We start from the raw sequence: 22,281 nt of genomic DNA, 5'->3' as shown, positions 1-22,281 counted from the left end.
GTTTAGCGGCCGGTGAAATAGGGGTCCCTTTTTTCGCGGAATGCAGTACGGCCCTCGATGTGGTCTTCGGTAAGCGTTGACGAGACCGTGGAGTGGGCCTGCATGAGCCACGCTGCACTTTCATCGAGATGCTGAGTTGCGCCCATGGTTTTCTTCATGAGCGAAATGGACTTTGTGGGCAGTGACGCTAGCTGCCTAGCAAGAGACTCTGCTTCAGCATCCAAGTCTTTGGGCTCACAGATTGTCGATACGAGTCCGAAGTTTGAAAGTTCGGACACAGGAACAAATTCCCCCGTCAGTAACAGTCTGTTTGCGAAAAGACGGTTTGTTAGGCGTGGGAGCAAGGTTGTTCCCGATGAGAAGCCACGGAGTACGAAGGGAAGGCCGATCTTGGTGTTCGAAGACGCGACGATGAAGTCAGAGGCAAGCGCAAGCTCTAGCCCGGCTCCCATAGCAAATTTGTGCAATACCGCAACAACAGGTTTCGGGCATTCACGAATCGCAGTGCAGACTTTTGGGTAACCATCCAAGAATTCTCGAATCTTGTCCTCCGGCACGGGACAGTTGTCTGTGCCCATATCGATGAGGTCATCACCTGCGCAGAAAGCTTTGCCTTCTCCGCGCAGAATAATCGCTCGAACATCGGGATTATCGCCTAGTTCTGCGAACGCAATTTCAAGGCCACGCAGCATTTCGAACGTTAGAGCGTTGAGGGATTCGGGTCGGTTGAGCGTTATTGAAGCAATAGAACCCTCAGTTTCAACCACCACGCTATCGGTGAAAGACTTAAGCATCACTGGCTCCTTGTTGATTAGATTCGTTTGGCTCCGTGCTAAGGTGCGCGGACAGTTTTACCCGAACCGGCTCGGGTACTTCCTCTGGTCTTCTGGTGCGCGGGTCAACGTTTACATAGGTCACCTCAGATTCAACGCACAGTTCACCTTCTTGGTAGAGCTCCTCATGAAGGGTCACTGAAGTTCTGCCAAGACGCGAAATCGACGTGTGGATTGCGACTTCCGGTACCCAATTCACTTCTTTTAAGAAGTTCAATTCGTAGCGAACAACGAGAAGCGTCCAGGGATCTGTCGCAAGATCAGGGTCAAACTCGGCGAAGAAATCTCTGCGCGCAGCTTCGAACCAGGCAGGAAACTTCGTATTGTTTATGTGCCCAACCGCGTCAGTTTCGTTGAAGCGCGGCGTGATAGTCGTCTTATACATTGTTTCCCTCTTTGGAGACTGATCCAGAATTCGACGTTTCGAAGGAGTTCTCGTTGGCATCAGCGTAGGGCTGTGTTCCATTCAGATCCGCCATGGCGATGCGATTAAACTCCTCCGCTTCAGTGTCAGTTACCTCACGGCTGTGAGCGATTGTGATGCGTCGAATTTGCTCTGGAGTCGCAGGCTTGAAGATGTAGGCGCTAGTGATGCAAGCAACAGCGGACAAAGGCAGGGCGAAGGCAATCTCGGATAGCGGTGGAAGATCGAATCCAAAGAGAAGTACAAGGTATGCGATACCACCGACGCTGGCACCGACGAAAGCGGCACTACCGCTAATTCTGCGCCACCAAATTCCGAGTAGCGTCGGGAAGAAAAGGGAGGAAGCTAGGAGACCCATTGCTGCTGAGTACAGAAGGGTAAGGAATTGCGGCGGATTTAGAGAAAGACCTAGCGTGAGTACGCCAAATCCTAGAATTCCGAGCTTGGTAATCTTACGCTTTGTCGCATCGGACGTGCTCGGCTTAAGCTGACCGATCAGGTCGTAGGAAAGAGCTGCGGCCAAGGCAAGGAGCATTGCCGAGACAGAAGACATAACAGCAGCAAAAATTCCTGCGAATGCTAGACCTCGAAGCCAATTAGGTACCGCCTGGTCCAAGAAGAGAAGGAAAGCTCCATCGCTTTGCTCAATGTCCTGTCCACCAGTGAGGATAATGGTTCCTGCGATGACGAATACACACGTAGCAATAGACGTAATGACGTACAGCCCCAGTCCTAGTGCCAACGATGCACGCCCTGTTCGCTCGTTCTTTGCAGCGAAGATACGCATCACCGTGTGAGGGAGAACCGCATTACAAGTTGCCCAAATCAAGAAGGCACCGATATATGCAATCGGAGGATAGGTTTCAGCGCCTGTCCATTCCGGGCGAAGGCCTTGGGCTACCTCATAGACTGAAAATCCGCCGTTTGAGTTAACTGCGATGAACCCAGTTGCAACAACCACGCCGATCATCATGACCCCCTGAAGGAAATCAGTCAGCGTAACAGCCTTCATACCTCCGGCAAATGTGTAGAACACGTAGACAGCACCGATCAAGACAACGGACCAGTTATACGGGATGCCGAAAATTTGTTCTCCGATCAAGCCGCCGATCTTCATCTGTGCGACGATGTATGCAGTTAGCGTACCGATGAGAACGATTGGTACGACTAGGTTCATCGCGCGGTGGTTGTATCGAGCCTTGATGAGTTCGGGAACAGTAGCCACATTCATATTACGAAGGACTTTTGCGAGGAAGAACGTCGTAATGAGATAACCCAGCGCGACGCCACCGTTGTAGGCAGTGATGTATCCCCAGCCAGCTGAATAGGATAGGCCGATGTTTCCGAGCATAGTTCCGCCGGTCGCGAAAGCAGCGAAGATTGCGAAGCCATTGATCCAAAGGCCGACACCGCCGCCTCCGGTCAGGAATGACTTTGCAGAAGAGTCTTCATTCTGACGGTGCGCATAAATACCAATGCCGACAGTCAGGGCCATGTAAACGATCAATATGGCCAGGGGCAGAATATTCTCTTTAGGCATTGTGAACACCTCCATCGTCATTCTTGTTGACGACAAGATCGACGAGCAGAATGATAAGGCTCAAGACCATAATGGCTACGAGAACGTAGTTGACTAGGGTCGTGCCGCTGATCATGGTGTTAAAGCTCATCGGCAGGAAGGCGAAGACAGAAAGCGCGATGATGAACACTGTCGAGCCAAGGTGGAATTTCGATGGCTTAAAGAAGCCAAGGTCGTCGGTGTTCGGACTATTTTGTTGGGTCATGAGATGCTTCCTTTTCGGTTGAGATAGAGACAGAACTGTTGAAATTGGGGGCTCGCTTATCGAGGAATGCCGACAGCCCTTCAGAACGGTCAGAATGGCTGAAGGCCATTCCTTGTGAAAGCTGCTCCTGTTGGTGCCCGCCTAGGACACCTGCTTTGATGGATTCCCGCGCAACGCGTTGAGCTAGCGGTCCGTTTTCATTAAGCACGTGGCAGATCTCCATCGCTGTGGCGACCGGATCATCACTGATGCGGGTGATGACTCCCCATTGCAGCGCAGCTTCAGCATCGAGTTCTTTGCGTGTCAGAATGAGGTCTAAAGCGATAGCTTTACCGGCGACCTCACGAAGCCGCTGGGTGCCACCTGCACCCGGAATGATTCCTAGTCCTAGCTCTGGAAATGCGAAGCGAGATTGCGGATCCGCAATACGAATGTCACACGATAGAGCTAGTTCGAAACCGCCTCCTAGCGCCAATCCGTTAACTGCTGCAACGGTGGGCTTGGAGTAGCTCTCAATTCGCTTGTAGAGCTCTGCCATCGGATACTCATTGACAACCTGCCAGGGCGACAGCTGAGAAAGTTCCTTGATATCTGCTCCAGCAGCGAATGCTTTATCGCCAGCGCCGGTGAAGATGACGGCTTGCACTGCGTCGCAAGATTCCCACTCATCCAGTACCGAGTTAATCGCATTAAGAACCTCAGTGTTTAATGCGTTGAACTGCCGGGGCCGGTTGATAGTGATGATCCCGATCTCGGATTCATGTGAGTACTCGACTACGTTAGCTGGGTTCGTTGAGTTTTCGTTATTAGACATACTCACTCACTTCTCCTTCTCGTACACGTAGAACCCTTGGCCAGACTTACGTCCAAGGCGTCCTTCCTGATAGAGACGCGTAAGGGTTTGAGAAGGGCCCTTAGAAGGGTCACCGGAGTCCTCAGCTTCTAGTACCTTGATGCCGTAATTGACATCGATTCCGGTTAGGTCAAGCAATTCGAAGGGGCCTAGCGGGTGGTTAAGCCCTGCCTTGACAGCGGTATCGATCTGTTTAAAGTCCGCAATCCCGTTTTCGTATAGGGAGATTGCTTCATCGAAAATCGCCGCAAGGATTCGGTTCGTGATGAAACCGAAAATCTCCTTCTCCAAACGGACCGGCGTTTTGTCGATGCTCTCGACAAATTCGATGGCTCGGTCGACAGTATCCTCTGAGGTGTGGTCGCCTTTGACCACCTCCACAAGAGGCAAAACCAGGGCCGGATTGAAGAAATGAATGTTGCACAGACGAGAAGGATCGTGGACTTCGCTAGCTAACTTCGAAGAGACGATGCTGGACGAGTTAGTGGCAAGAATCGCTTCTTTGGGGGCGTACGATGAAATCTCTGAGAAGAGCTTCTTCTTGGCTTGCAGGTCTTCGATGATTGCTTCAATGATGAGGCTGGCGTTGGAGCAAGTTTCTTCGAGACTGGTTTCGTACTTTAGCCGAGCGAAAGCCTGGTCAATTTCGTCTTGTGTGATTTTTCCCTTAGCTAGCTTCTTGTCCATCAGCTCGTGTAGAAGGGAATCGGCACGGTCGAGTTGGTCAGTATTGATGTCGTAAAGCGTTACTGTGTATCCCTTGAGTGCGCAGTGAAAGGCAATCTGCGCACCCATAGTTCCAGCTCCGCAAATGGCGACACTAGATTCAGCTGGATTCATTGCTATTTTTCCTCCACGATGATTTCAGTAGCGATTCCTTGACCGCCGCCGATGCAGGCTGAGACGATTGCTCGGCCTCCGCCTCGCTCGGAAAGCTCGGTGATTGTCTTCTGGATTAGGACGGTGCCTGTGGCGGCAATAGGATGTCCATGGGCAATTGCGCCGCCCAGTGGATTTATGTTGTCCACGTCGAGGGCAAGCTCTTTTGCGCAGGCAAGCACTTGACTCGCGAATGCCTCATTGATTTCGATGAACTCGTAGTCAGAGATGCTTCGTCCTGCTTGTTTTAGTATTGCCTGAATGGCAGGTACCGGTCCGATTCCCATATAGTTCGGGTCAACGCCAACGACAGAACTTTCTCCGATGCGTGCCAAGGGGGTGAGGTCGTGGTGCATTGCCTTATCTGCTGAAACGATGCAAACTGCTGCAGCGCCGTCGTTAATTCCCGAGGCATTCCCGGCAGTAACAGTGCCTGAGGAAATAAAAGCAGGGCGTAATGCTGCTAATTTTTCTGCGCTGGTATTAGGCCGAGGGTGTTCATCGTGTTCCACCGGTCCATGACTAGAGGTCTCAGTCGGAATTAGGAAATGCGAGTATTTCCCCTGCGATTTTGCCTTTGCATATTTTTCTTGACTTCTTAAAGCAAATTCATCCTGTTCTTCCCGCGAGATGGAGTATTTTTCTGCAAGGTTCTCAGCTGTTACTCCCATTGTGGGATCGCCTATTTCAGCTGTAGAGAGCTCGCGGCGAAGGAAACTCGGGGGTGTGGCATCGTAGGCCCGCTTTGCGCGTGATAATTGGAATGGTTCGTTAGTCATACTTTCCATTCCTCCTGCAATGTAAACTCCGCCGTCAGAGGCCACGAGTTTTCCAGCAAGCGTTACAGCATTGATTCCTGATCCGCATTGCCGGTCGATCGTAAGTCCCGGAGTATTTACAGGCAGTCCTGCGCTAAGCGCCGCGACGCGAGCAGGATTCCCATAATGGGAAAGCGTATTTCCCATGATGACGTCGGTTATAGCCTCGTCATTCAAAAGTGCGTTAATGCTTGGATTGTCGATTAAGGCTTTGATGGCACGTGCACCAAGCTGTACACCATCAAATTCGGCCAGGGTTCCTCCCTTTCTTCCGATAGGGAGACGTGCGCCGGCGACAATAACTGCATCGCTGGGGCTCGACATGATTACTCCTTCCTTAGTGTGAGGTAGCGCGAAAATGTGGGGTGATTCGAATCACTTGAGGAAGAGTATCGCAGCCTAACTCACACTCGTAAAGTGGTTAATTACACAGCGTTGGCCTCGTTATTGTGGGAAAGGACAATCAATGTCGGAATTGGGGATTGAAGACGTGGTACAGCTGTGCCGCAAGGCGTTGCAGTTGACACCGGTTAGCTTTCGGGAGGAGCTTCAAGATGCTGTTGTTTCATCTAGGTTTCCAGAGCTCAAAGAGGTCCTGCTGGAGATTAGTAACCGTGCCGAGTCATCGCGCAAACTCCGTTCACTGGTTTCGGAAATTGCTGATCTGTCCTTAGGCATCAATGGTGACGAGAACGTAGATGTGGCTTTCGGTAGAATTCTGTCTTTGGCCCGTCAGATGTTGGGGGCAGATGCGGCGTTCATCATGGAACTTGATGAGACTTCCGGCAGCGCAAGCATTATTCTTTCCAGCGGAATCTGGACCACGGAACTGCAAGAAGTTGAGCCCAACGAGAAGGGGTTCTTTTTCGAGATTTATCAGGTCGCTGCGCCATTGCAGGTGGCAAACTACTTGAGAGACGATGGCTTTGAACATGATCCTGTGTTGGATACTGCAATAAAGCGAGAAGGGATACGGTCCTTATTGGGGATTCCCGTCGAAGCTGAGTCAGGGTTTCAAGTTCTTTTCGTTGCGGATAGGCATGAGCGTATTTATCACACGGGCGACATCTATATTCTTGAGCAGCTAGCAGTCCAGGTGTTAGCGGTAGGGGTCCGCGGGGAAGAGTCGAATCGCCACCACAAGGAGGTGGATAACCTCAAGACGGTTGCGGAAGAATGCCGTGTAGAGCTGACGAACTCTGCAAAAGCGCTAGAAACTGTAGAAACGGTCATTTCAATGGTCAGTGATTTGCTTACTGAGTCACGCGTAGCCGCTTTTCTTGCAGAAAACATGGGGATTCAAATCCACATTTCAAGTTTGGAAGACCTCATGCTCGATAGTGCTGGAGGCTGGCTTCCGGTAGATGGTTACGCTCCTATCGAGAGTTATGTCCGGAGGACTTCCTCGCCGGGGCGAGGGAAGTCCTTATCGTTGGGTGAGCGCGAGGTCTATGTCTCTCCCGTAATTCGTGGTGGGAAGCCTTGGGGAGTGGTTGTTGCCGACTTGATCATACCTAGCCCTGAAGCCCGGATTATTGACTTGGTAGCACGCGCCTTGAGCATTAGAGACGTCAGTGGATTGGAGGCTGATTCGCAGCGAGTAGTCGAGTTCTCAAATCTCTTCTTTTCATTGATGAGTTCTGGAAGAACGCAGCTAACGGCACGCCAACAAGGCTTGCTTACCGAAGCGGAAATCGTAGAGGATGGCTTAAATCGCTTACTTCTCTTTTCTGGCGATGAAGCAGGTCTTCGTCTGATTGCACAACGGTGTTCTGAGGTCTCTAAGGGGAAGCTCCTGATTGGTGTGTCTACTGATCAGGTTGGCGTTTTAGGGGAGGCGAGCATGCTTTTATCCCTTTTTGAAACCTTTTCAAAGCTTGTTGATTTGCGACGCTTGAAAGTCCACGGGTATCTGTCAGACAAATTTCCTGGTTTTCGTAGAGCGGCAGAAGTATATCGCTCTTGTATACAGTTTCTTGATGATATCGCTTCCCTGGGGTTATCTAGTGAAACAGGGTGGTATACCGACGCTGCACTTCCGCAGTCTGTGCGTCTATTGGCGCGAATGACTGTTGCTCAGCGGAAAGCATTGGTTGACGAATCAATAGGTAATTTGCTTCGCTATGATAGGGAAAATTCAAAGGCGCTAGTGCCTACTATGCAAGCCCTTTTCTCGCACCACTTTTCAGCATCCACCGTAGCCGAAGAACTTGATGTTCACGTCAATACTGTTCGCAACAGGATGAAGAGAATTGATGAAATATTAGGTGAAGGCTGGAACGAGGGGGTGCGGTTGCTAGACGTACAGTTAGCACTCGCAGCACTGCGCATCGAGTCTGGTATGCCGACCGTCTTTAACGATGTCACCTGGACAGGAAACCAATAGCCTAGAATTTTCCAGAGACTTCAAAACGAAATTCCCCTCGCCGTTAACCACTGTTGGCTAACGGCGCGGGGCTAGTCAGAGCGCTACCTACTTCCAGTGGGAAGAGGAACGCTTGGCCATCTGCTCGCGGTACTGCTGGGTGGTGGTGGGCAGGAGCTCACCGGTGGCCCAGTCGAGGATGACGCCGTAGTGGCGGACCAGGTCGAGCTGGTCCAACTCGCCGGCGTTGTAGCGCTCAGCCACGGACTCTGGGGACTCCGCCAGCTTGTCCAGGCGGGTAGAGCGCAGCTCCTCACGCAGCTTCGCGGTTTCCTCCTCGTCGAGCTCGTACTCGTCGATCTCTGGGTCAACGGGGCGGATGACAACGCCGTAGTCCTTGGCGGCACGGCCCACGGAGACGTAGCCATCGATGACGTCCTCCAGCACTGCCTCCGGGTCGCGCTCCAGGGCATCGCCGAAGCCGCCGCCACCGGCAGAGGGGCGCTCGAAGGTATCGCCCGGGCCCACCGGAACGTTGGAGAACAGCGCGCCGAGGTACTGCTCATCCGGGGTGCCGCGGTTGAGCCACACGCCCTGCGGGATGGAGGGCAGACCACCCTCGATGCCCCAGGTCACGGAACGCGAGCGGTCACAGCAGTAGCTCATGACGGTCTTGTTCGCATCCGTGAGCACACCGCCCTTGGTTACACCCACACCGCCGCGGAACTTGCCGGGGCCCGCCGAGTCAGTCACCAGTGCGTGGTGGCTGGTGATGACAGGGGAGAGACGCTCCTGGCCTTCGACCGGCTGGACCGCCAGGCCCGGGCCGAAGACCGGTGCGGTGGCGGAGGAACCGTCGCGGTCGACGCGGCCGCCCCAGCCGCCAGCCATCCAGTCGTACCACATGAAGAACTCGCCCTTGTCCTCTGGTTTCTTCGCGTCACGCGTATCCCAACCACCGATGAGCAGGTACTCCAGGTTGAAAGCGCAGGCCATGGCGCGCTCCTGCATGAGCTGGGACCACAGCTCGAAGACCGCGTTCATGATCTTCTCGAAGGGGCCGGAACAGAAGCCGGTCACCGCGTGCGGCATTCCGGCGTTGACCACGGTTCCCTCCGGGCCGAGGTCGATGTCCATAGCGCGGTAGAGTCCGGAGTTTAGTGGCACGTCGGGGAAGAAGGTTTTGGTACCGGCGACGATTCCGGAGAACGCGGAGCCATAGCCCGCGTTGAGGAAGCTGGCCACCGCCGGCGCGGAACCGTCCAGCGAGTAGGAGAGGCGTCCGCCCTTGATGCGCATCGTTACCTTGATGGGAACGAGGCCCTCTTCCTTGGCCGGGTCGAGGTCGATGTAGTCGATGGTGGACCACTCGCCGTCGTCAAGCGCGGCCACACGGGAGGTGACGATGTCTTCCACGTAGTCCTGGACCTCCCGCAGCGCGGTGCGCACGGTGTCGAAGGAGTACTTGTCCACGAGGCGGTGGATTTCGCGCTCACAGACCGCGGTGGCCTCGGCCTGGGCCTTGAGGTCGCCCATGACGATCTCGGGGCTGCGGGTGTTGCCAGCCAGGAGCTTGGCGACGTCCTTGAGGAACACGCCCTTGGACCACACGCGCACCGGGGTGATGCGCAGGCCCTCGGTGTAGTAGTCGGTCGCGGAGACGTCGAAGGAGCCCGGGACGGAGCCTCCGGCATCGGCCCAGTGGCCCTTGTTCTGCGCGAAGGCCAGCAGGGTGCCCTCGTGGAAGATGGGGCGCAGGAAGGACACGTCATTCATGTGCGTGCCGCCCTGGTAGGGGTCGTTGATGGCGAAGACGTCACCTTCGTGGATGTCATCGCCGAATTCCTTGAGCACGGCTTGGCACTGGAAGTGCAGGGTGCCGACGTGTACGGCGATGTCCTGGTTTCCCTGCATCACGGTGTTGCCCTCGGCGTCACACAGCGCGGAGGAGAAGTCACGCGAGTAAATGACGAAGGAGTAGCAGGTGCGCAGAATCTGCTCGGACATGAGGTTGACCGAGGTGGCAAAAGCGTTCTTGAGAACCTCGAAGGTCACCGGGTCGAGCGTGCGGCGGCCGGAAGAGGACGGCGACGGTTTCTGTGGCTGTGTATGAGTCGTAGTCATGTCGATTCCTTTCAAAGGAGAGTCTGAAGGCGAGGGTCTTAGGCGTTGGTGGCCTTGCCGATGTGGATACGGATGTTGGACCACTCATCAATTTCTGCACGGTCTCCAGGCGGAATGACGGTGGTGGCATCGAACTGGTCGATGATGGCCGGGCCGTTGAGCTTGGCACCGGCCTTCAGGTCGGGGCGGTGATAAATCGGGACATCGGCCCAGCCGCCGTGCGCGGAGAAGTAGACGGGGCGGGTGGTCTCCGGGAGCTCTGCCTCGTGCTCTTCGACCTCGTAGTGCTTGAAGGGCGGGTTCTCAAGCTCGCCGATGGCGATGAGGCCAATCTGGTAGAACTCCACCGCGCCGTCGCGGTCGGCGAAGGAGTACTCGCGCTCGTGCTCATCGTGGAACATGGCGACGGCATCATCGAGCGGGTTATCGGACTCGGGGATTTCCACCGTCAGGGAACGCCACTGGCCGCGGTAGCGCATGGAGGCGGTCAGCTTGAACTTCATGCGCTCCTCCGGAACGTGCTCCTTCTCCAGGCGCTCGCGGGCCTCGGAGATCAGCGCCTGGAATTCCTTGCGCAGTTCGGTGGTGTCCACCTCGTCCACCGGTGCTTGGTACATCTTGGTGATGTCGTGTCGGATGTCCACGAGCAAGCAGCCCTGGGCGGAGGTCACGCCTGGGTGCGGCGGGACCACGACGGTGGGGATGGACAGATCGCGGGCGACCTCAGCGCCGTGCAGGGCGCCGGCGCCGCCGCCGACGACAAGGACGAAGTCACGCGGGTCGTAGCCACGGCGGATGGACAGCAGGCGAACCGCATCGGCCATGTTGGCGTTGGCCACCTGGATGATGTTCTCGGCTGCGGCTTCGAGCTCAAGGTTGAGCGGCTCTGCAACGGTCTTGTTGACGGCCTCGCGCGCAGCATCGGGGTTCAGCTTCAGTGCACCGCCGATGAGCTCGGTGCCGAGGCGGCCGAGGGTGACGTTGGCATCGGTGTTGGTGGCATCGGTGCCGCCGCGCTCGTAGCAGACCGGTCCCGGATCCGCGCCCGCGGACTGCGGGCCGTTGCGCAGGGAACCTGCCTCATCGATCCAGGCCAGCGAGCCGCCGCCAGCGCCGATGGTGCCGACCTCGATGGACGGGAAGCAGATGGGGAAGCCGTATTCGACCTGCCACTGCTTGGTGATGCGGATGTCACCTTCGTAGACCAGCGCGATATCGGTGGAGGTACCGCCCATTTCCAGGCCAATCGCGTTGGAGTAGCCACAGCGGGTGGCGATGTCTTGCACCGCGATGGCGCCGGCCGCAATGCCGGAGGCAGCCAGGCGGACCGGGTAGCGGGTCACCATCTCCGGGGTCATGGAACCGCCGCCGGAGTGGAGAAGGAGCAGGTCTCCGTCGTAGCCGCCTTCCTCCAGCTGGCGGGACAGGCGGTTGACGTAGCCGGAGACGAGCGGGGCCAGGACCGCATTGGCGACGGTCGTGGAGAAGCGGTCGTGCTCGAAGATCTCCGGGAGGATTTCGGAGGAGGTGGAGACGGTGGCGTCGGGAAGTTCCTCGCGTAGGATCTCCGCCATGCGCTCCTCGTGGGAGGCGTTGGCATGGGAGTTGATGAAGCAGACCGCGACGGTCTCAATCTTCTTGCGGCGCAGGATCCCGGCGATGCGGCGAGCCTCTGCCTCATCCAACGGGGTGATCTCGGCGCCGTCGAAGTCGATGCGCTCTTCGACCTCGTAGCGATCGCGGCGGCGGATGTAGGGGTCCGGAACGTCCTTGTAGGCATCCCACAACTCATCCTTGGTGCCGTCGCGGATTTCCAGAACATCGCGGAAGCCCTTCGTGGTGATGAGCGCTGCCGGTGGGAAGCGGCGCTGGATCAGCGCGTTGGTGGCCACCGTGGTGCCGTGGGAGAACACCTCGACCTGGTTGAGCTGGACGTCGGCCGACTTGAGGCCGTTCATCACCGCCTTCATCGGGTCATCCGGGGTGGAGGGAACCTTGGCCACCGACAACTCGTGGGTCTCGGTGTTAACAATCGCGACATCGGTGAACGTTCCTCCGACGTCGACGGATACGCGAAAAGGTTTATTTCCCGTCATGGTGGGAACCTCTCTTTCAAAGGCTGGTGAATTCGGTTGAGAGGAATCTTGATATGGCACGAGGAGGGGAGCAATGGAGAAACGGTGAATTGAGAGTGAAGAAGGTGGAGGAAACTCCAAACAAGCAGGTTGGGGCATACTAGAATTAGCCGGAGAAAAGTAAGATAGGACACTATTTTCCGGAGGGATAAGTGGCGTCACAGGATAATCCGGTGCTCCGGATCGCCGATCTCGTCGTGATGGAGCCGCGGCTGCGCCGCTTGAGTAAGGCGCTCGAGGATGAGAATTTTGTGGGGCTGTGCGCCGAGGGCGATGGGGACGTGGCAGGTTGGTTTGTCCTTCCCCGGCCGGAGGGAAGCCCGCGCGCCATCCAGCGCCGGCTGGTCGACGCCGCCGGGGTCATCTTCCTCGACTCCGAGTTCGATGAGCAGGAAGTCCTGGACTCGGTGGAGGGAACCGGCGCCGTCCTGTACGGCACCGATGGGATCACGCGCCAAGATATCCGGCGCGCGGTGGATGAGCTTTTGCGGCGCCAACCCAACCTGGCATCCTGGCGCAAGCTCAGCACCATCGGGCAATTAAGCCCCGGGTTAGTCAACCCAGCGCCGGAATCCGAGATCCTTGCGCGCTTTGCCAGGTTTAGTGGAGATTCCTTGCTGCTGTTGACCGTTGATGGCCGGGTTATTGCCGCCGCCGGCGAGTTGCCCGCGCGGAGTATCGCGCGTTCCCTGTCGGTGGTGATAAACCACAGCACCACGACCATGCACGTGGGGCGTTGGAAGGTCTTTGCCCGGTGGCTCGACATTGCTGGCGAAAGCCCCTCCTTCGACCACGGCTATTGGCTGATCCGGGGGCGGCAGACCAGCCGGGATGCAGACTTCGATGACCCCGCTTTCGCGGCGCTGGAGGAGCTGCTCACCGCTTCTCTGGTGGCGCAGAGAAACATCCAGCGCAACCACGTCGCCGAATCGAGCGCGCTGATGGTGGCGTTGTGCGATGAGAATTCGAATAGGGAAGAAGTGGCCACCACGTTGCGCAGGCGGGGCTTTTCGGAGCATGCCAAGATGCGGCTCATTGTCTCCGATTCCGTCAAGGACTCTTACCGCAGCGATGTGCGCGACAAGGCCTTCGCCTTGGCCCAGGACGCGGGCGTGCCGCTGGTGCTGGGCTACGTGTCCGGCCGCACCTGCGTGTTGACTACCCATTCGGGAGCGGAGGGGAAGATCGCGGACGTGCTCTTCGGCTCCGTCGGGCTTTCTGATCCCTTCGATACCGTTGAGGAAGGCCCGGCAGCGTGGCTCCAGGCCCTGCTTGCCGCCGTGGTGGTAGAACGCACGCATTCCTTGCACCTGCAGAGCCTGGAGTTTGCTCACTGCAGCGCCATCGAGAAGGCAGCGGCCTACCTGGGCCAGCGCGGCTTGGAGGACGCAGTGGGGGAGCTCGACCGCGCGATTGAGGGGATTAAGGATGGCGAAGAGATCTTTCGCGCCTATGAAGCTGAAAGCTTCTCCGTGGCCCGGGCCGCGAAGGCCGTGGGCGTGCACGCCAATACGGTGCGGCACCGGCTGGAAGCTCTGGAGGAACGGATCCGGTTCTCCGATGCGGATCTGGTTTTGTGGGCGCTGTGGAAAGCGCTGCGCCCCCGCATGCAGCGCTAGGTGGCTGGATGCGGGGGCACGGAGAACGTGTGAGAGTAGAGAGTGAGAGGGGGAGTGGAGAGAACTACACCTTCTTCTTGCTGCGCGGGATGGGCTTGCCGGTAATCAGCGCGTGGAGCTTGCCGTCACCGATCTGCAGCTCTTCCGGAATGTCCTCGGAATCAACCTCGGTCATGATCTCCTTGATGAAGTCAGATTCCGGGATGGAGGAGTTGCGAGCGATGGCCACCAGCTCACGAGCCTCCTCATCGGAGAGGTGGTTGTCATTCTCAAAGCGCTTCTTGAGTAGCTCACGCGCGCGGCGGCGCAGGTCGGCCTCAGATTGCAGGTCCTTGCGGTTCTTCAACCATGCGAAGCCGATGATGAACATGATGGCAATGCCCATGTATCCAAGAATCGGGTAGACCCAGCCGATGAGGTTGGAGAAGCCGATGAAGGAAAGCACGAAGCCGATGAGCACGGAGATGACATAGACCTTGTAGAAGTTCTGCGGCTTGCCGCGGGTGAGGCGCTTGGCAAAGGCATAGAACATACCAATCGCGGTGTTATAAATCATGCCGTAGATGGCGACGGACATGGCGATACCGAGCGCCGGGTGAATCTGCTCAATCATGGCCAGCGTTGGCATCTCGGCCTCGGTGATCGGGCCCACGGAGACGTAGAGACCGCCGACCAGGACCGCCAGCAGGAAGAGGAAGCATGCGCCGCCGAGAATGCCGCCGTAGCCGACCTCCTTGGCATCGAGGAAGTTGCCGCCGATGACGATCATCATGGAGACCACCACGATGACGTTCAGTCCCAGGTTATTGATGGCGGAGACCCACCAGTTGGGCAGCGTCGTAGGAAGCTGCTGCGCCTGCTCATTGAGGTGTGACCAATCTGGGTTGGAGGTGAGCACGGTGTAGACCGTGCCGATGGTCAGCAAGACGATGATGAACGGGGTAATGGCGCCAATGGCGATGGTCACCTTGTCCACGTCGAGCAAACCCGTCAGCAGGGTGAGGACGAGCATGAGGACGGCGCCGATCCACACTGGCCAGCCCCATTGCTGGTTGAGGTTGGCGCCGGCACCGGCAAACATGGCGAAGCCGATGCAGAACAGACAGGTTAGCGTGGCGAAGTCGAGGATTTTCGACACGATGGGCGTGGACACGGCGTTAAAAACGGAGGTGTGCTCCTTGGCACGGTGGTAGGAGCCCAACTGGAGGATCGTGATGCCGGAGATGGTCATGGCTAGCGCGGTAACGATGGCGCCGACGACGCCCATGTTGCCGAAAGCAACGAAGTATTGGAGGGCCTCGCGGCCCGAAGCGAAGGAGGCACCCGCGAGCACGCCGATGAAGGCCATCGCGATGCCGAATGAGCGTTTAAGCATGGTGAACCTAACTTTAGGTGGATAGAAATAGCTACTTATGCAAACGGGGCAGGCGGCCTGGGAAAGGTGCCTGCCCCGTGTGTGATGGAGCGGAAGCTTTTAGTTCGCTGCCGCCTTGATGAACTCGGCGATGCCAGCGAGCTCCTCCTCGCCGCGGTCAATGATCGCAGCAGAGGTAAACAGCCCGTGGTGGTAGCCCAGAAGGTGCTTGTGCGTGACGTCGACGCCTGCCTTGGCCAGCTTCCCGGCATACTCGATGCCCTCGTCCGCCAGCGGATCGTTGTCCACCGTGATGACGAGTGACGGGGGCAGGCCCTCCGGCAGCTCGTGCAGCAGCGGGGAGAGGTCCTTCGCCGTGCGCTGCGATTCCTCCGTAACGAAGGTATCGATGAACCAGCGCATGGTGTCAGAGGCCAGCGGGAAGCCCTCTTCCAGGCGCTTGTAGGAGGCACCGTTCTCGGTTCGCTCGCGGGAGCAATCCGTGATCGGGTAGAGCAGGATCTGGGAGCTGAGCTTGGCGACGCCCTCCTCACCCACGAACTCGTTCGCCATCACGGCGGCGAGCTGGCCACCGGCCGAGTCGCCAGCCACCGCGATGGAGGTCACGGTCAGGCCATGCTCAGCCGAGGAGTCGGACAACCAGCGGTAGGCGGCGCGGCAATCGTCGATAGCCGCCGGGTAGGTGTGCTCCGGGGCGAGGCGGTAGTCCACCGCCACAACCGGGAACCCGGTGAGCACCGCGATACGGCGTACCGAGGAGTCGTGGGTCTCCAGGTTGCCCATGAGCCAGCCACCGCCGTGCATGTAGAGCACCGCCGGGGTCTCCTGGCCGCGCTCCGCCTCCGGGCGGGGGTCGTAGAGGCGAACCTGAAACTCCTCGACCTGGAAGTCGGTGGTTGTCGGTTCCTTCTCTTCGTGGAGCGGGTTGGCGTGGGCCGAGGCTACGTAGTTCTCACGCACCTGCGGGATGGGGAAGTTATGGAAGGACTTCGCCCCACCATCGCGGAATGGCTTCAGCGCCTTCCACGCATCCTCAGCGACGGGGCGCCCGGAGTATTCGTCGTGCAGAGTGTGCATTGTGAAACTGCCTCCTAGACCAGCTCGTAGTCGTTGAGCTCGAGCTTGTCGGTGAGCTCGTAGTACTCGGCGACGTTGCCGGACCAGTTGTTGATAACGCGGCCTTCCTCGTTCTTGTACCAGGAGGAGCAGTCAGCGGAGAACGCAGATTCCTCAAGCTCCTTCTGGATGCGGGTGTTGAACTCGTCGATGACGTTCTTCTTCACGTCCAGGGCTGCCTCCGGGTTCTCGCGCAGGTACGCAACGGCCTGGGAGATATAGCGGTCCTGTGCCTCGAGCATGGCCACCACGGAGTGGTGGTTGAGGTTGGTGTTCGGGCCGTAGAGCATGAAGAAGTTCGGGAAGCCATCCACGGTCATGCCCAGGTAAGCCTCCGGGGAGTTGCCCCAGCGCTCGCGCAGGTCGATGCCGTCGCGGCCAGCAATCGGCAGGTCACCCTGGAACTCCTGGGAGTAGAAGCCGGTGGCGTAGATGACGACGTCGAAGTCGTGCTCGGCACCGTCATCGGTGCGGATGCCGGTCTCGGTGAACTTCTCGATGCCAGCGGTGATGAGCTCTACGTTGTCGCGGTTGAAGGTGGGGTAGAAGTTATCGGAGCGCAGGATGCGCTTGCAGCCGAAGGCGAAGTTCGGGGTGAGCTTCTCCACCAGCTCCGGGTCGTTGACCTGGGAGCGCAGGTGCTCCATGGCCTGCTCAACACCCTCTGCAGCGGAATCGGTGCCCTTGCGGGTGCGGTCGAAGCCTTCCTCGCGAACCTCGTGGATCTCCTGGCGGATAGCGCGGTAGGAATCCGGGTTCTCCTTGAACTCCTTGAGCTCTTCCTCGGTGAAGATGACCTGGTTGCGCGGCAGGATGTAGTTAGCGGAGCGCTGGAACACGGAGAGCTTCTCCGCAACCTCGGCGACCTCCGGAACCAGCTGAACTGCAGAAGCAGCGTTGCCGATGACGGCAACCTTCTTGCCGGCCAGGTCAACGTCGTGGTTCCATTCAGCGGAGTGGAACTGCACGCCCTGGAAGGCCTCGCGGTTCGGGAAGTTCGGGATCTTCGGCTTGGAGAGCTGGCCCCACGCGCCGACGAAGACGCGGCCGTAGTAGGTCTCGCCGTTAGCCTCGATCTCCCATGCCTTGAGGTCTTCCTTCCACTCGGCGTTGGTGATGCGGTGGTTGAACTTGATGTGATCGTAGAGGTTGAATTCCTCAGCGAGAGCCTTGAGGTAGCCCTGCATCTCGTCCTGACCGGCGAACATGCGGGACACGCCGAGGTTGAGGAAGTAGGAGTAGCAGTAGATCAGAGCCTGGGTATCGCAAGCAGCGCCCGGGTAGGTGTTGTCGCGCCAGACGCCGCCGACCTCATCGGCAGCCTCGAGGATGAGGAAGTCCTTCTGCTCGTCGCGGACCAGCTGGGCGCCCATGCCCAGTCCGCCGTAGCCGGTGCCGAGGATGATGCAATCGTAGATCTTCATGGTGATGTGTCTCCTTTAAGACGATGGTGGTTCGGATTAGTTTGCGCGGATGGCTTCGGCCAGGACCTGGAGGCCGTCGCGCAGGGTGGACTCGTTGATGACCAGCGGCGGCAGGAGGCGGATGACGTTGCCGTCCAGGCCGCAGGTGAGGATGAGCACGCCCTGCTCGCGGCAGGTCTTGGCCACCTTGGCGGTGAGGTCAGCGTTCGGCTGGTTGTTGTCATCGACCAGCTCGATGGCGATCATGGCGCCGCGGCCGCGGACCTCGGCGACGGTGGTGAGCTCAAGCAGCGGCTCCAGCTCCTCGCGGATGATGGCCTCGATCTCGCGGGCGCGGGAAGCCAGATCCAACTCCTCCATCTCCTCGAAGGCTGCCAGGGAAGCAGCACAGGCCACCGGGTTACCGGCGTAGGTGCCGCCCAGGGAGCCCGGGTCCGGGGCATCCATGATCTCGGCGCGGCCGGTCACAGCGGACAGCGGCATGCCGCCGCCCACGCCCTTGGCGGTGGTGATGAGGTCCGGGATGATGCCCTCGTCATCGCAGGCGAACCAGGAACCAGTGCGGCAGATGCCGGCCTGGATCTCATCGGCAATGAAGACGACGCCATTGTCGGTGCACCATTCCTGCAGTGCCGGGAGGAAGCCCTTGGCCGGCTCGACGAAGCCGCCCTCGCCCTGCACCGGCTCGATGATGACGGCAGCCAGCTCCTCGGTGCCGACGTACTGCTCGATGTAGCGCAGGGTGCGCGCTGCAGCCTTCTTGCCGTCGAGGCCGTCGCGCAGCGGGTAGGACATCGGCGCGCGGTAGATATCAGCGGCCAGGGTGCCAAAGCCCTGCTTGTAGGGCTTGTTCTTGGCGGTCATGGTCATGGTGAGGTTGGTGCGGCCGTGGAAGGCGCCGTCGAAGACCACAACGCGGTTCTTGCCGGTGTAGCGGCGAGTGATCTTGATGGCGTTCTCCACTGCCTCAGCGCCGGTGGAGAAGAGGCAGGTCTTCTTCTCGTGGGTGCCCGGGGTCAGCTCGTTGAGCTTCTTGCAGACATCAATGAAGCCCTGGTACGGAGCGTTGAGGAAGCAGGTGTGGGTGAGGTGGCTGGCGGCCTCGGCGACGGCCTTGGCAACGCGCTGGTTGGAAGCGCCGACGGAGGTCACGGCGATGCCGGATGCGAAGTCGACGATGGTGTTGCCGTCGACGTCGACAAGCACGCCACCGTCACCGTCGGTGATGTAGGAGGGGTAGCCCGGGATGACGCCAGCGGCGACGTCTGCTTCACGGGCGGCATTCAGCTCCTGGCTGTGGGGGCCAGGGATTGCGGTGGAGACATTCCGCTCCTGGGGGAGGCGGTGCTTGAGATCCTGCATGCTGTCTGCTCCTTAATACTCGGAATTTTTTTATGACGTGGGTCATTCTGGCGGCTAGACTTCCGAAGGGCCATAGACAATCTGGTGAAAGAATGGTGAGAAATTGTCCACATTGGATAAGGGGGTAGCTGCCGGGCTGGAAGAGGGAAACGTTTCTCTCAGATGGTTGGCTAGCCAACCCGATCTGGGGATTGACGTGCTGCACGATTGTGGGCGGCCGTTTTCCGTTATGCACCCCTGTGAACTGCGCGATCCCCGCGAGTTTGTGGGCTCGGGGGCCGTCATCCTGCTCACTGGTATGGCCTTTGAGGGGCAACCCGATCAGCTAGTGGAGTACGTTCGCAGGGTGGCAGAGGGGGGAGTGACGGGGGTGGGCTTCGGCGTTGGTTTAGCCTTCGCTGAGGTCCCACCCGGCATGGTGGAGGCCGCCCGGGGCTGCGATATTTCACTCTTCACGGTGGCGCGGCGCGTGCCTTTCGTCTCGGTGCTCGCGCGTTTGCACGACGAGTTGCAGCGCCAGCGGGAGGAAGGCTTGGAGCTCTTCATTGCTCAGCAGGGCGCGCTCAACGACGCCGCCGTGTCCGGCCTCGACGCCCTCGTGGATAAAACCAGCCGCCTGCTGGGCGCGCATACCTGCCTAGTGGATAAGGATGGGCGGGTTTTCGCGCAGTCGAGCCACCCCGGGCTCCCGCCGGTGGAGTGGGGCCCGGTAATCACGGATACCCGCGCCCAGAATTTCTATGCCGCGCGCCGCGTGGGCGGGTGGAATGTCTTGGCCCAGCGCTTGGCCGATCACGGTGCGCGCTCCTTCGGGCTGCTGGCGGTGGCGCGTGAGAGTTTCGGTGTGAACGAGCGCGCGCTGCTCAAGCAGGCCGCCGGCCTGGCGGAGCTTACCGTGAAGCGCCCGCAGGAATTACGGCGCACCCAAAACGAACTCAACTCCATGGCGATGGCCATTCAGTTGGGTATGGACCAGCCGGAGGATCCCATGCGCCGCATCTTCCGGCTCGTGGGTGATGCGCAGGGCCGCGTGCGTCCGGTCTTGGTGAAATCGGAGGGCGAGCGCGCCCACCAGCGCTTCCTCCACGCCTTGGACGCCCGCCTGCAGGATCACGGGCGCTTGCTTTTCGAATACACGCTGGATAAATCCTCTAGCCTCCTGCTTTTCAGAGGAAGCCGCACAATGAAGAACCTGCAGGACTTGTTGCGCGATATCCGCGGTAGCAAGCGCATCGTCGTGGGCCAGCCCATGCCGTGGGCCGAGCTGGGCGTGGGCATTGTCCGCGAACTAGAGTCCTTCGCTTTCGGGCTTCAGCCCGGGATGTTGGCGGGGCCAGAATCGCGGACGTTGAGCTGGACTAGGGATCCCAGGGTCAAGGGCGCGGTGCACAACCGGGCCGAAGAAACCTGGGGCAAGGTGCGCGCTCACGACGCGGAGCACGGCACCGAGTTGGCGGAAACCCTGGAGGTCTACCTGCGTGCGGGCGGGCATGTGAGCCGAACCGCTGAGGAGCTTCAATCACACCGGCACACCGTGCGCAAGCGCATCGCGGACTTGGAGGATCTCCTCGAGGTGGACCTCAAGGACCCGCTCGTGGCGGCGGAGCTACTGATTCTCGGAGTGAGTGTTACGGACTGAAGCCCTAAGAGTCGATGCTGAGTAAGAGGAGTTCCGCACGGGTGACGGGATTGCCCAGGTCCACCCCGCAGAGGTTTTCTACCTTGTCTAGCCGGGCGCGCACCGTGTGGCGGTGAACGCCCAGCTCCGCCGCAGCGGTGGCCAAGTTGGCGTTGCCCACGAGGAAGGCGCGCAAGGTAGCGAGCAGCTCGGTGTTGTGCTGCGCGTCGTGGGCGGCCAAGCGGCTGACCGTGGCCGCGCGCCGGGCGCCGAGGGCCTCCGAGACGCCGGGTTCCACCAGCCAGGTAGGCGCAGCAGAATCAAAGGCCGCTACGGTGCCAAGGGGCAGGCTGCGCGCATGGCTTTGAAGAGAAGACAGCAGTGCTGGGTTCAGCTCCTGCCACGCAACACCCCGAAGGGCGGAGACGCGAAGGTAGCGCGACTGTTTCTTGAACAGGTGTGAGGTTGCGGTTCCCGGAGGAAGCATGAGAAGTGCAGAATCCTGTTCCGGGCGGACGAAGCTGTGCGGCTCGGTCTTGCCGATCTCACTCACTGTGCGCGCGAGGCGTGAGGGGGTCGAGGCTGTGAGGTAGAGGATGTCCACGAGGTCGTGGCTATCAATCAAGTGAAAGGCCGCGTGCAGGGCGGGGGAGTCAACGCCGGCGAGCTGGGCATCAAGCGCTAGCGCCCCGAGAATAGCGTGGTTGTTGCCATCGGGGTGATCAAGCAGCAGGCTGGCCAGACCCGATAGATGCCGGATGAGCGCGCGCGAATAGGAATCGAACTTCTCCGAGCGCCTGGCGGCGACGGCCCAACGCCGGCCCGCGGAGCCGAAGGGGTTGGTGATGGGGGCGCCCGTGCTTGTCGACGTCCCCGTACCCCGCCCTGCCTGTTCCGCGGCCTCCACCGCGGCGTCGGCCGCACTGAGCCGGCCGCGATCGCTGCGGCTGAGCACCGCTCCGGAGGAACTAGCTACCGCTACAGCGGCGCTGAGTTGATTGCTCGCTTCATCGATGAGCGCTTGGATGCCCGACACAGCTGCGTGATTGAGGCGCTCTTGTTGGCGGTGGAAGGTGAAGTGCGCATTGTTTTCGAGGCGCGCTTGTTCCTGGGCTACCGCAGTAGTGATGGACACGAAGCGGGTGGCGCGCGGAATCTCAAAAAGGGTGAGGTGGTGCTGGGAACAAGCACGGGTCAGCACGGGTGGTACCTCGGCGAAGGCGAGTCCGGTACCGAAACCAATGCCGTGTACCCCGGCTGCGGCGAGGGCGGCGGCATAGTGCTCGAAGCCTTCCGGGTCGTCGCGGAAAACGAGCCCCAGAGTGAGCATGAGCGCGCCGGGGGAAGTGAACTCGGTGGGGTCCGCGAGCTCTGAAGCGTGGATGGTGCTGAACGCGGGTTTGCCCTCAATGAGCGGGCGCAGGTTCAGCGAGTGCTGGTTGGTGAGCCAGCGGAAGGAAATCTCACTCATGGTGGACAGGCTACACAGTTGTGGGCTCAAAATTTATACACCCTGTCGATAGTGCCGCAAGGGTGGTAGGGGCCACACTAA

17 protein-coding genes are annotated in these 22,281 nt (G+C 59.1%); 3 read left to right on the top strand and 14 right to left on the bottom strand.

Annotated elements, in window-relative coordinates; translation table 11 throughout:
* Window positions 1-2 precede the first annotated feature (2 nt).
* From HMPREF3009_RS06250 to HMPREF3009_RS06220, 7 genes are read right to left on the bottom strand one after another with little or no spacing between them, the layout of a single operon-like run.
* Window positions 3-794: an enoyl-CoA hydratase/isomerase family protein gene (locus HMPREF3009_RS06250; RefSeq protein WP_070680757.1), complete on the bottom strand. Its 792-nt coding sequence runs from the start codon at window positions 792-794 to the stop codon at window positions 3-5.
* The gene (locus tag HMPREF3009_RS06245; protein WP_070680755.1) at window positions 787-1,218 is read right to left on the bottom strand and encodes an acyl-CoA thioesterase; all 432 of its coding nucleotides are present in this window, start codon (window positions 1,216-1,218) and stop codon (window positions 787-789) included. Before HMPREF3009_RS06245 ends, HMPREF3009_RS06250 begins: the two co-directional genes overlap by 8 nt.
* Window positions 1,211-2,797 (bottom strand): sodium:solute symporter family protein, encoded by a 1,587-nt coding sequence (locus HMPREF3009_RS06240; RefSeq protein WP_070680752.1) that lies wholly within the window; start codon window positions 2,795-2,797, stop codon window positions 1,211-1,213. Before HMPREF3009_RS06240 ends, HMPREF3009_RS06245 begins: the two co-directional genes overlap by 8 nt.
* Entirely contained in the window at window positions 2,790-3,041 is a 252-nt protein-coding gene (locus tag HMPREF3009_RS06235; protein WP_070680750.1) for a hypothetical protein, read from the bottom strand. The genes HMPREF3009_RS06240 and HMPREF3009_RS06235 overlap by 8 nt, the downstream gene beginning before the upstream one ends.
* Window positions 3,025-3,855: an enoyl-CoA hydratase/isomerase family protein gene (locus HMPREF3009_RS06230; protein WP_083312718.1), complete on the bottom strand. Its 831-nt coding sequence runs from the start codon at window positions 3,853-3,855 to the stop codon at window positions 3,025-3,027. The genes HMPREF3009_RS06235 and HMPREF3009_RS06230 overlap by 17 nt, the downstream gene beginning before the upstream one ends.
* A 6-nt stretch (window positions 3,856-3,861) precedes the next feature.
* Window positions 3,862-4,734 (bottom strand): 3-hydroxyacyl-CoA dehydrogenase family protein, encoded by an 873-nt coding sequence (locus HMPREF3009_RS06225; protein ID WP_070680747.1) that lies wholly within the window; start codon window positions 4,732-4,734, stop codon window positions 3,862-3,864.
* 2 nt (window positions 4,735-4,736) lie between these two features.
* On the bottom strand, window positions 4,737-5,915 hold the full coding sequence (locus HMPREF3009_RS06220) for a thiolase family protein (RefSeq protein ID WP_049156015.1): 1,179 nt from the start codon (window positions 5,913-5,915) through the stop codon (window positions 4,737-4,739).
* Between the two features lie 142 nt (window positions 5,916-6,057).
* Between HMPREF3009_RS06220 and HMPREF3009_RS06215 the strand changes: the two genes are divergently transcribed.
* On the top strand, window positions 6,058-7,977 hold the full coding sequence (locus HMPREF3009_RS06215) for a helix-turn-helix domain-containing protein (RefSeq protein WP_049156017.1): 1,920 nt from the start codon (window positions 6,058-6,060) through the stop codon (window positions 7,975-7,977).
* A gap of 87 nt (window positions 7,978-8,064) precedes the next feature.
* Here the strand turns inward: HMPREF3009_RS06215 and HMPREF3009_RS06210 are convergent, their stop codons facing one another.
* Both HMPREF3009_RS06210 and HMPREF3009_RS06205 read right to left on the bottom strand, forming a co-directional pair.
* On the bottom strand, window positions 8,065-10,080 hold the full coding sequence (locus tag HMPREF3009_RS06210; protein ID WP_049156019.1) for a hydantoinase B/oxoprolinase family protein: 2,016 nt from the start codon (window positions 10,078-10,080) through the stop codon (window positions 8,065-8,067).
* 38 nt (window positions 10,081-10,118) lie between these two features.
* Window positions 10,119-12,176: a hydantoinase/oxoprolinase family protein gene (locus HMPREF3009_RS06205; RefSeq protein WP_049156020.1), complete on the bottom strand. Its 2,058-nt coding sequence runs from the start codon at window positions 12,174-12,176 to the stop codon at window positions 10,119-10,121.
* 191 nt (window positions 12,177-12,367) lie between these two features.
* On the opposite strand from HMPREF3009_RS06205, the gene HMPREF3009_RS06200 reads away from it, so the two are divergent.
* Entirely contained in the window at window positions 12,368-13,834 is a 1,467-nt protein-coding gene (locus HMPREF3009_RS06200) for a helix-turn-helix domain-containing protein (protein WP_049156023.1), read from the top strand.
* Between the two features lie 64 nt (window positions 13,835-13,898).
* Here HMPREF3009_RS06200 and HMPREF3009_RS06195 read toward each other — a convergent pair whose 3' ends face one another.
* The 4 genes from HMPREF3009_RS06195 to gabT form a co-directional block, all read right to left on the bottom strand.
* Window positions 13,899-15,209, bottom strand: coding sequence for a YkvI family membrane protein (locus HMPREF3009_RS06195; RefSeq protein ID WP_046647716.1), 1,311 nt, complete (start codon window positions 15,207-15,209; stop codon window positions 13,899-13,901).
* A gap of 99 nt (window positions 15,210-15,308) precedes the next feature.
* Window positions 15,309-16,286, bottom strand: a complete 978-nt coding sequence (locus tag HMPREF3009_RS06190; RefSeq protein WP_070680745.1) for an alpha/beta hydrolase — start codon at window positions 16,284-16,286, stop codon at window positions 15,309-15,311.
* 14 nt (window positions 16,287-16,300) lie between these two features.
* Window positions 16,301-17,749 carry a flavin-containing monooxygenase gene (locus HMPREF3009_RS06185; protein WP_070680743.1) on the bottom strand — a complete coding sequence of 483 codons (1,449 nt, stop codon included), beginning with the start codon at window positions 17,747-17,749 and terminating at the stop codon, window positions 16,301-16,303.
* A 36-nt stretch (window positions 17,750-17,785) separates the two neighbouring features.
* Complete coding sequence (gene gabT / locus HMPREF3009_RS06180) at window positions 17,786-19,111, bottom strand: 4-aminobutyrate--2-oxoglutarate transaminase (protein ID WP_070680740.1); 1,326 nt, start codon at window positions 19,109-19,111, stop codon at window positions 17,786-17,788.
* A gap of 229 nt (window positions 19,112-19,340) precedes the next feature.
* Between gabT and HMPREF3009_RS06175 the strand changes: the two genes are divergently transcribed.
* Window positions 19,341-20,750: a helix-turn-helix domain-containing protein gene (locus tag HMPREF3009_RS06175; protein ID WP_070545239.1), complete on the top strand. Its 1,410-nt coding sequence runs from the start codon at window positions 19,341-19,343 to the stop codon at window positions 20,748-20,750.
* A 4-nt stretch (window positions 20,751-20,754) separates the two neighbouring features.
* On the opposite strand, the gene HMPREF3009_RS06170 is transcribed toward HMPREF3009_RS06175, so the two are convergent.
* On the bottom strand, window positions 20,755-22,200 hold the full coding sequence (locus tag HMPREF3009_RS06170) for a PucR family transcriptional regulator (RefSeq protein ID WP_070680737.1): 1,446 nt from the start codon (window positions 22,198-22,200) through the stop codon (window positions 20,755-20,757).
* Window positions 22,201-22,281: the final 81 nt, after the last annotated feature.

The organism is Corynebacterium sp. HMSC034H07, from assembly GCF_001815175.1.
Taxonomy (GTDB): domain Bacteria; phylum Actinomycetota; class Actinomycetes; order Mycobacteriales; family Mycobacteriaceae; genus Corynebacterium; species Corynebacterium hiratae.
This window is presented reverse-complemented; position numbering and strand designations above follow the sequence as displayed.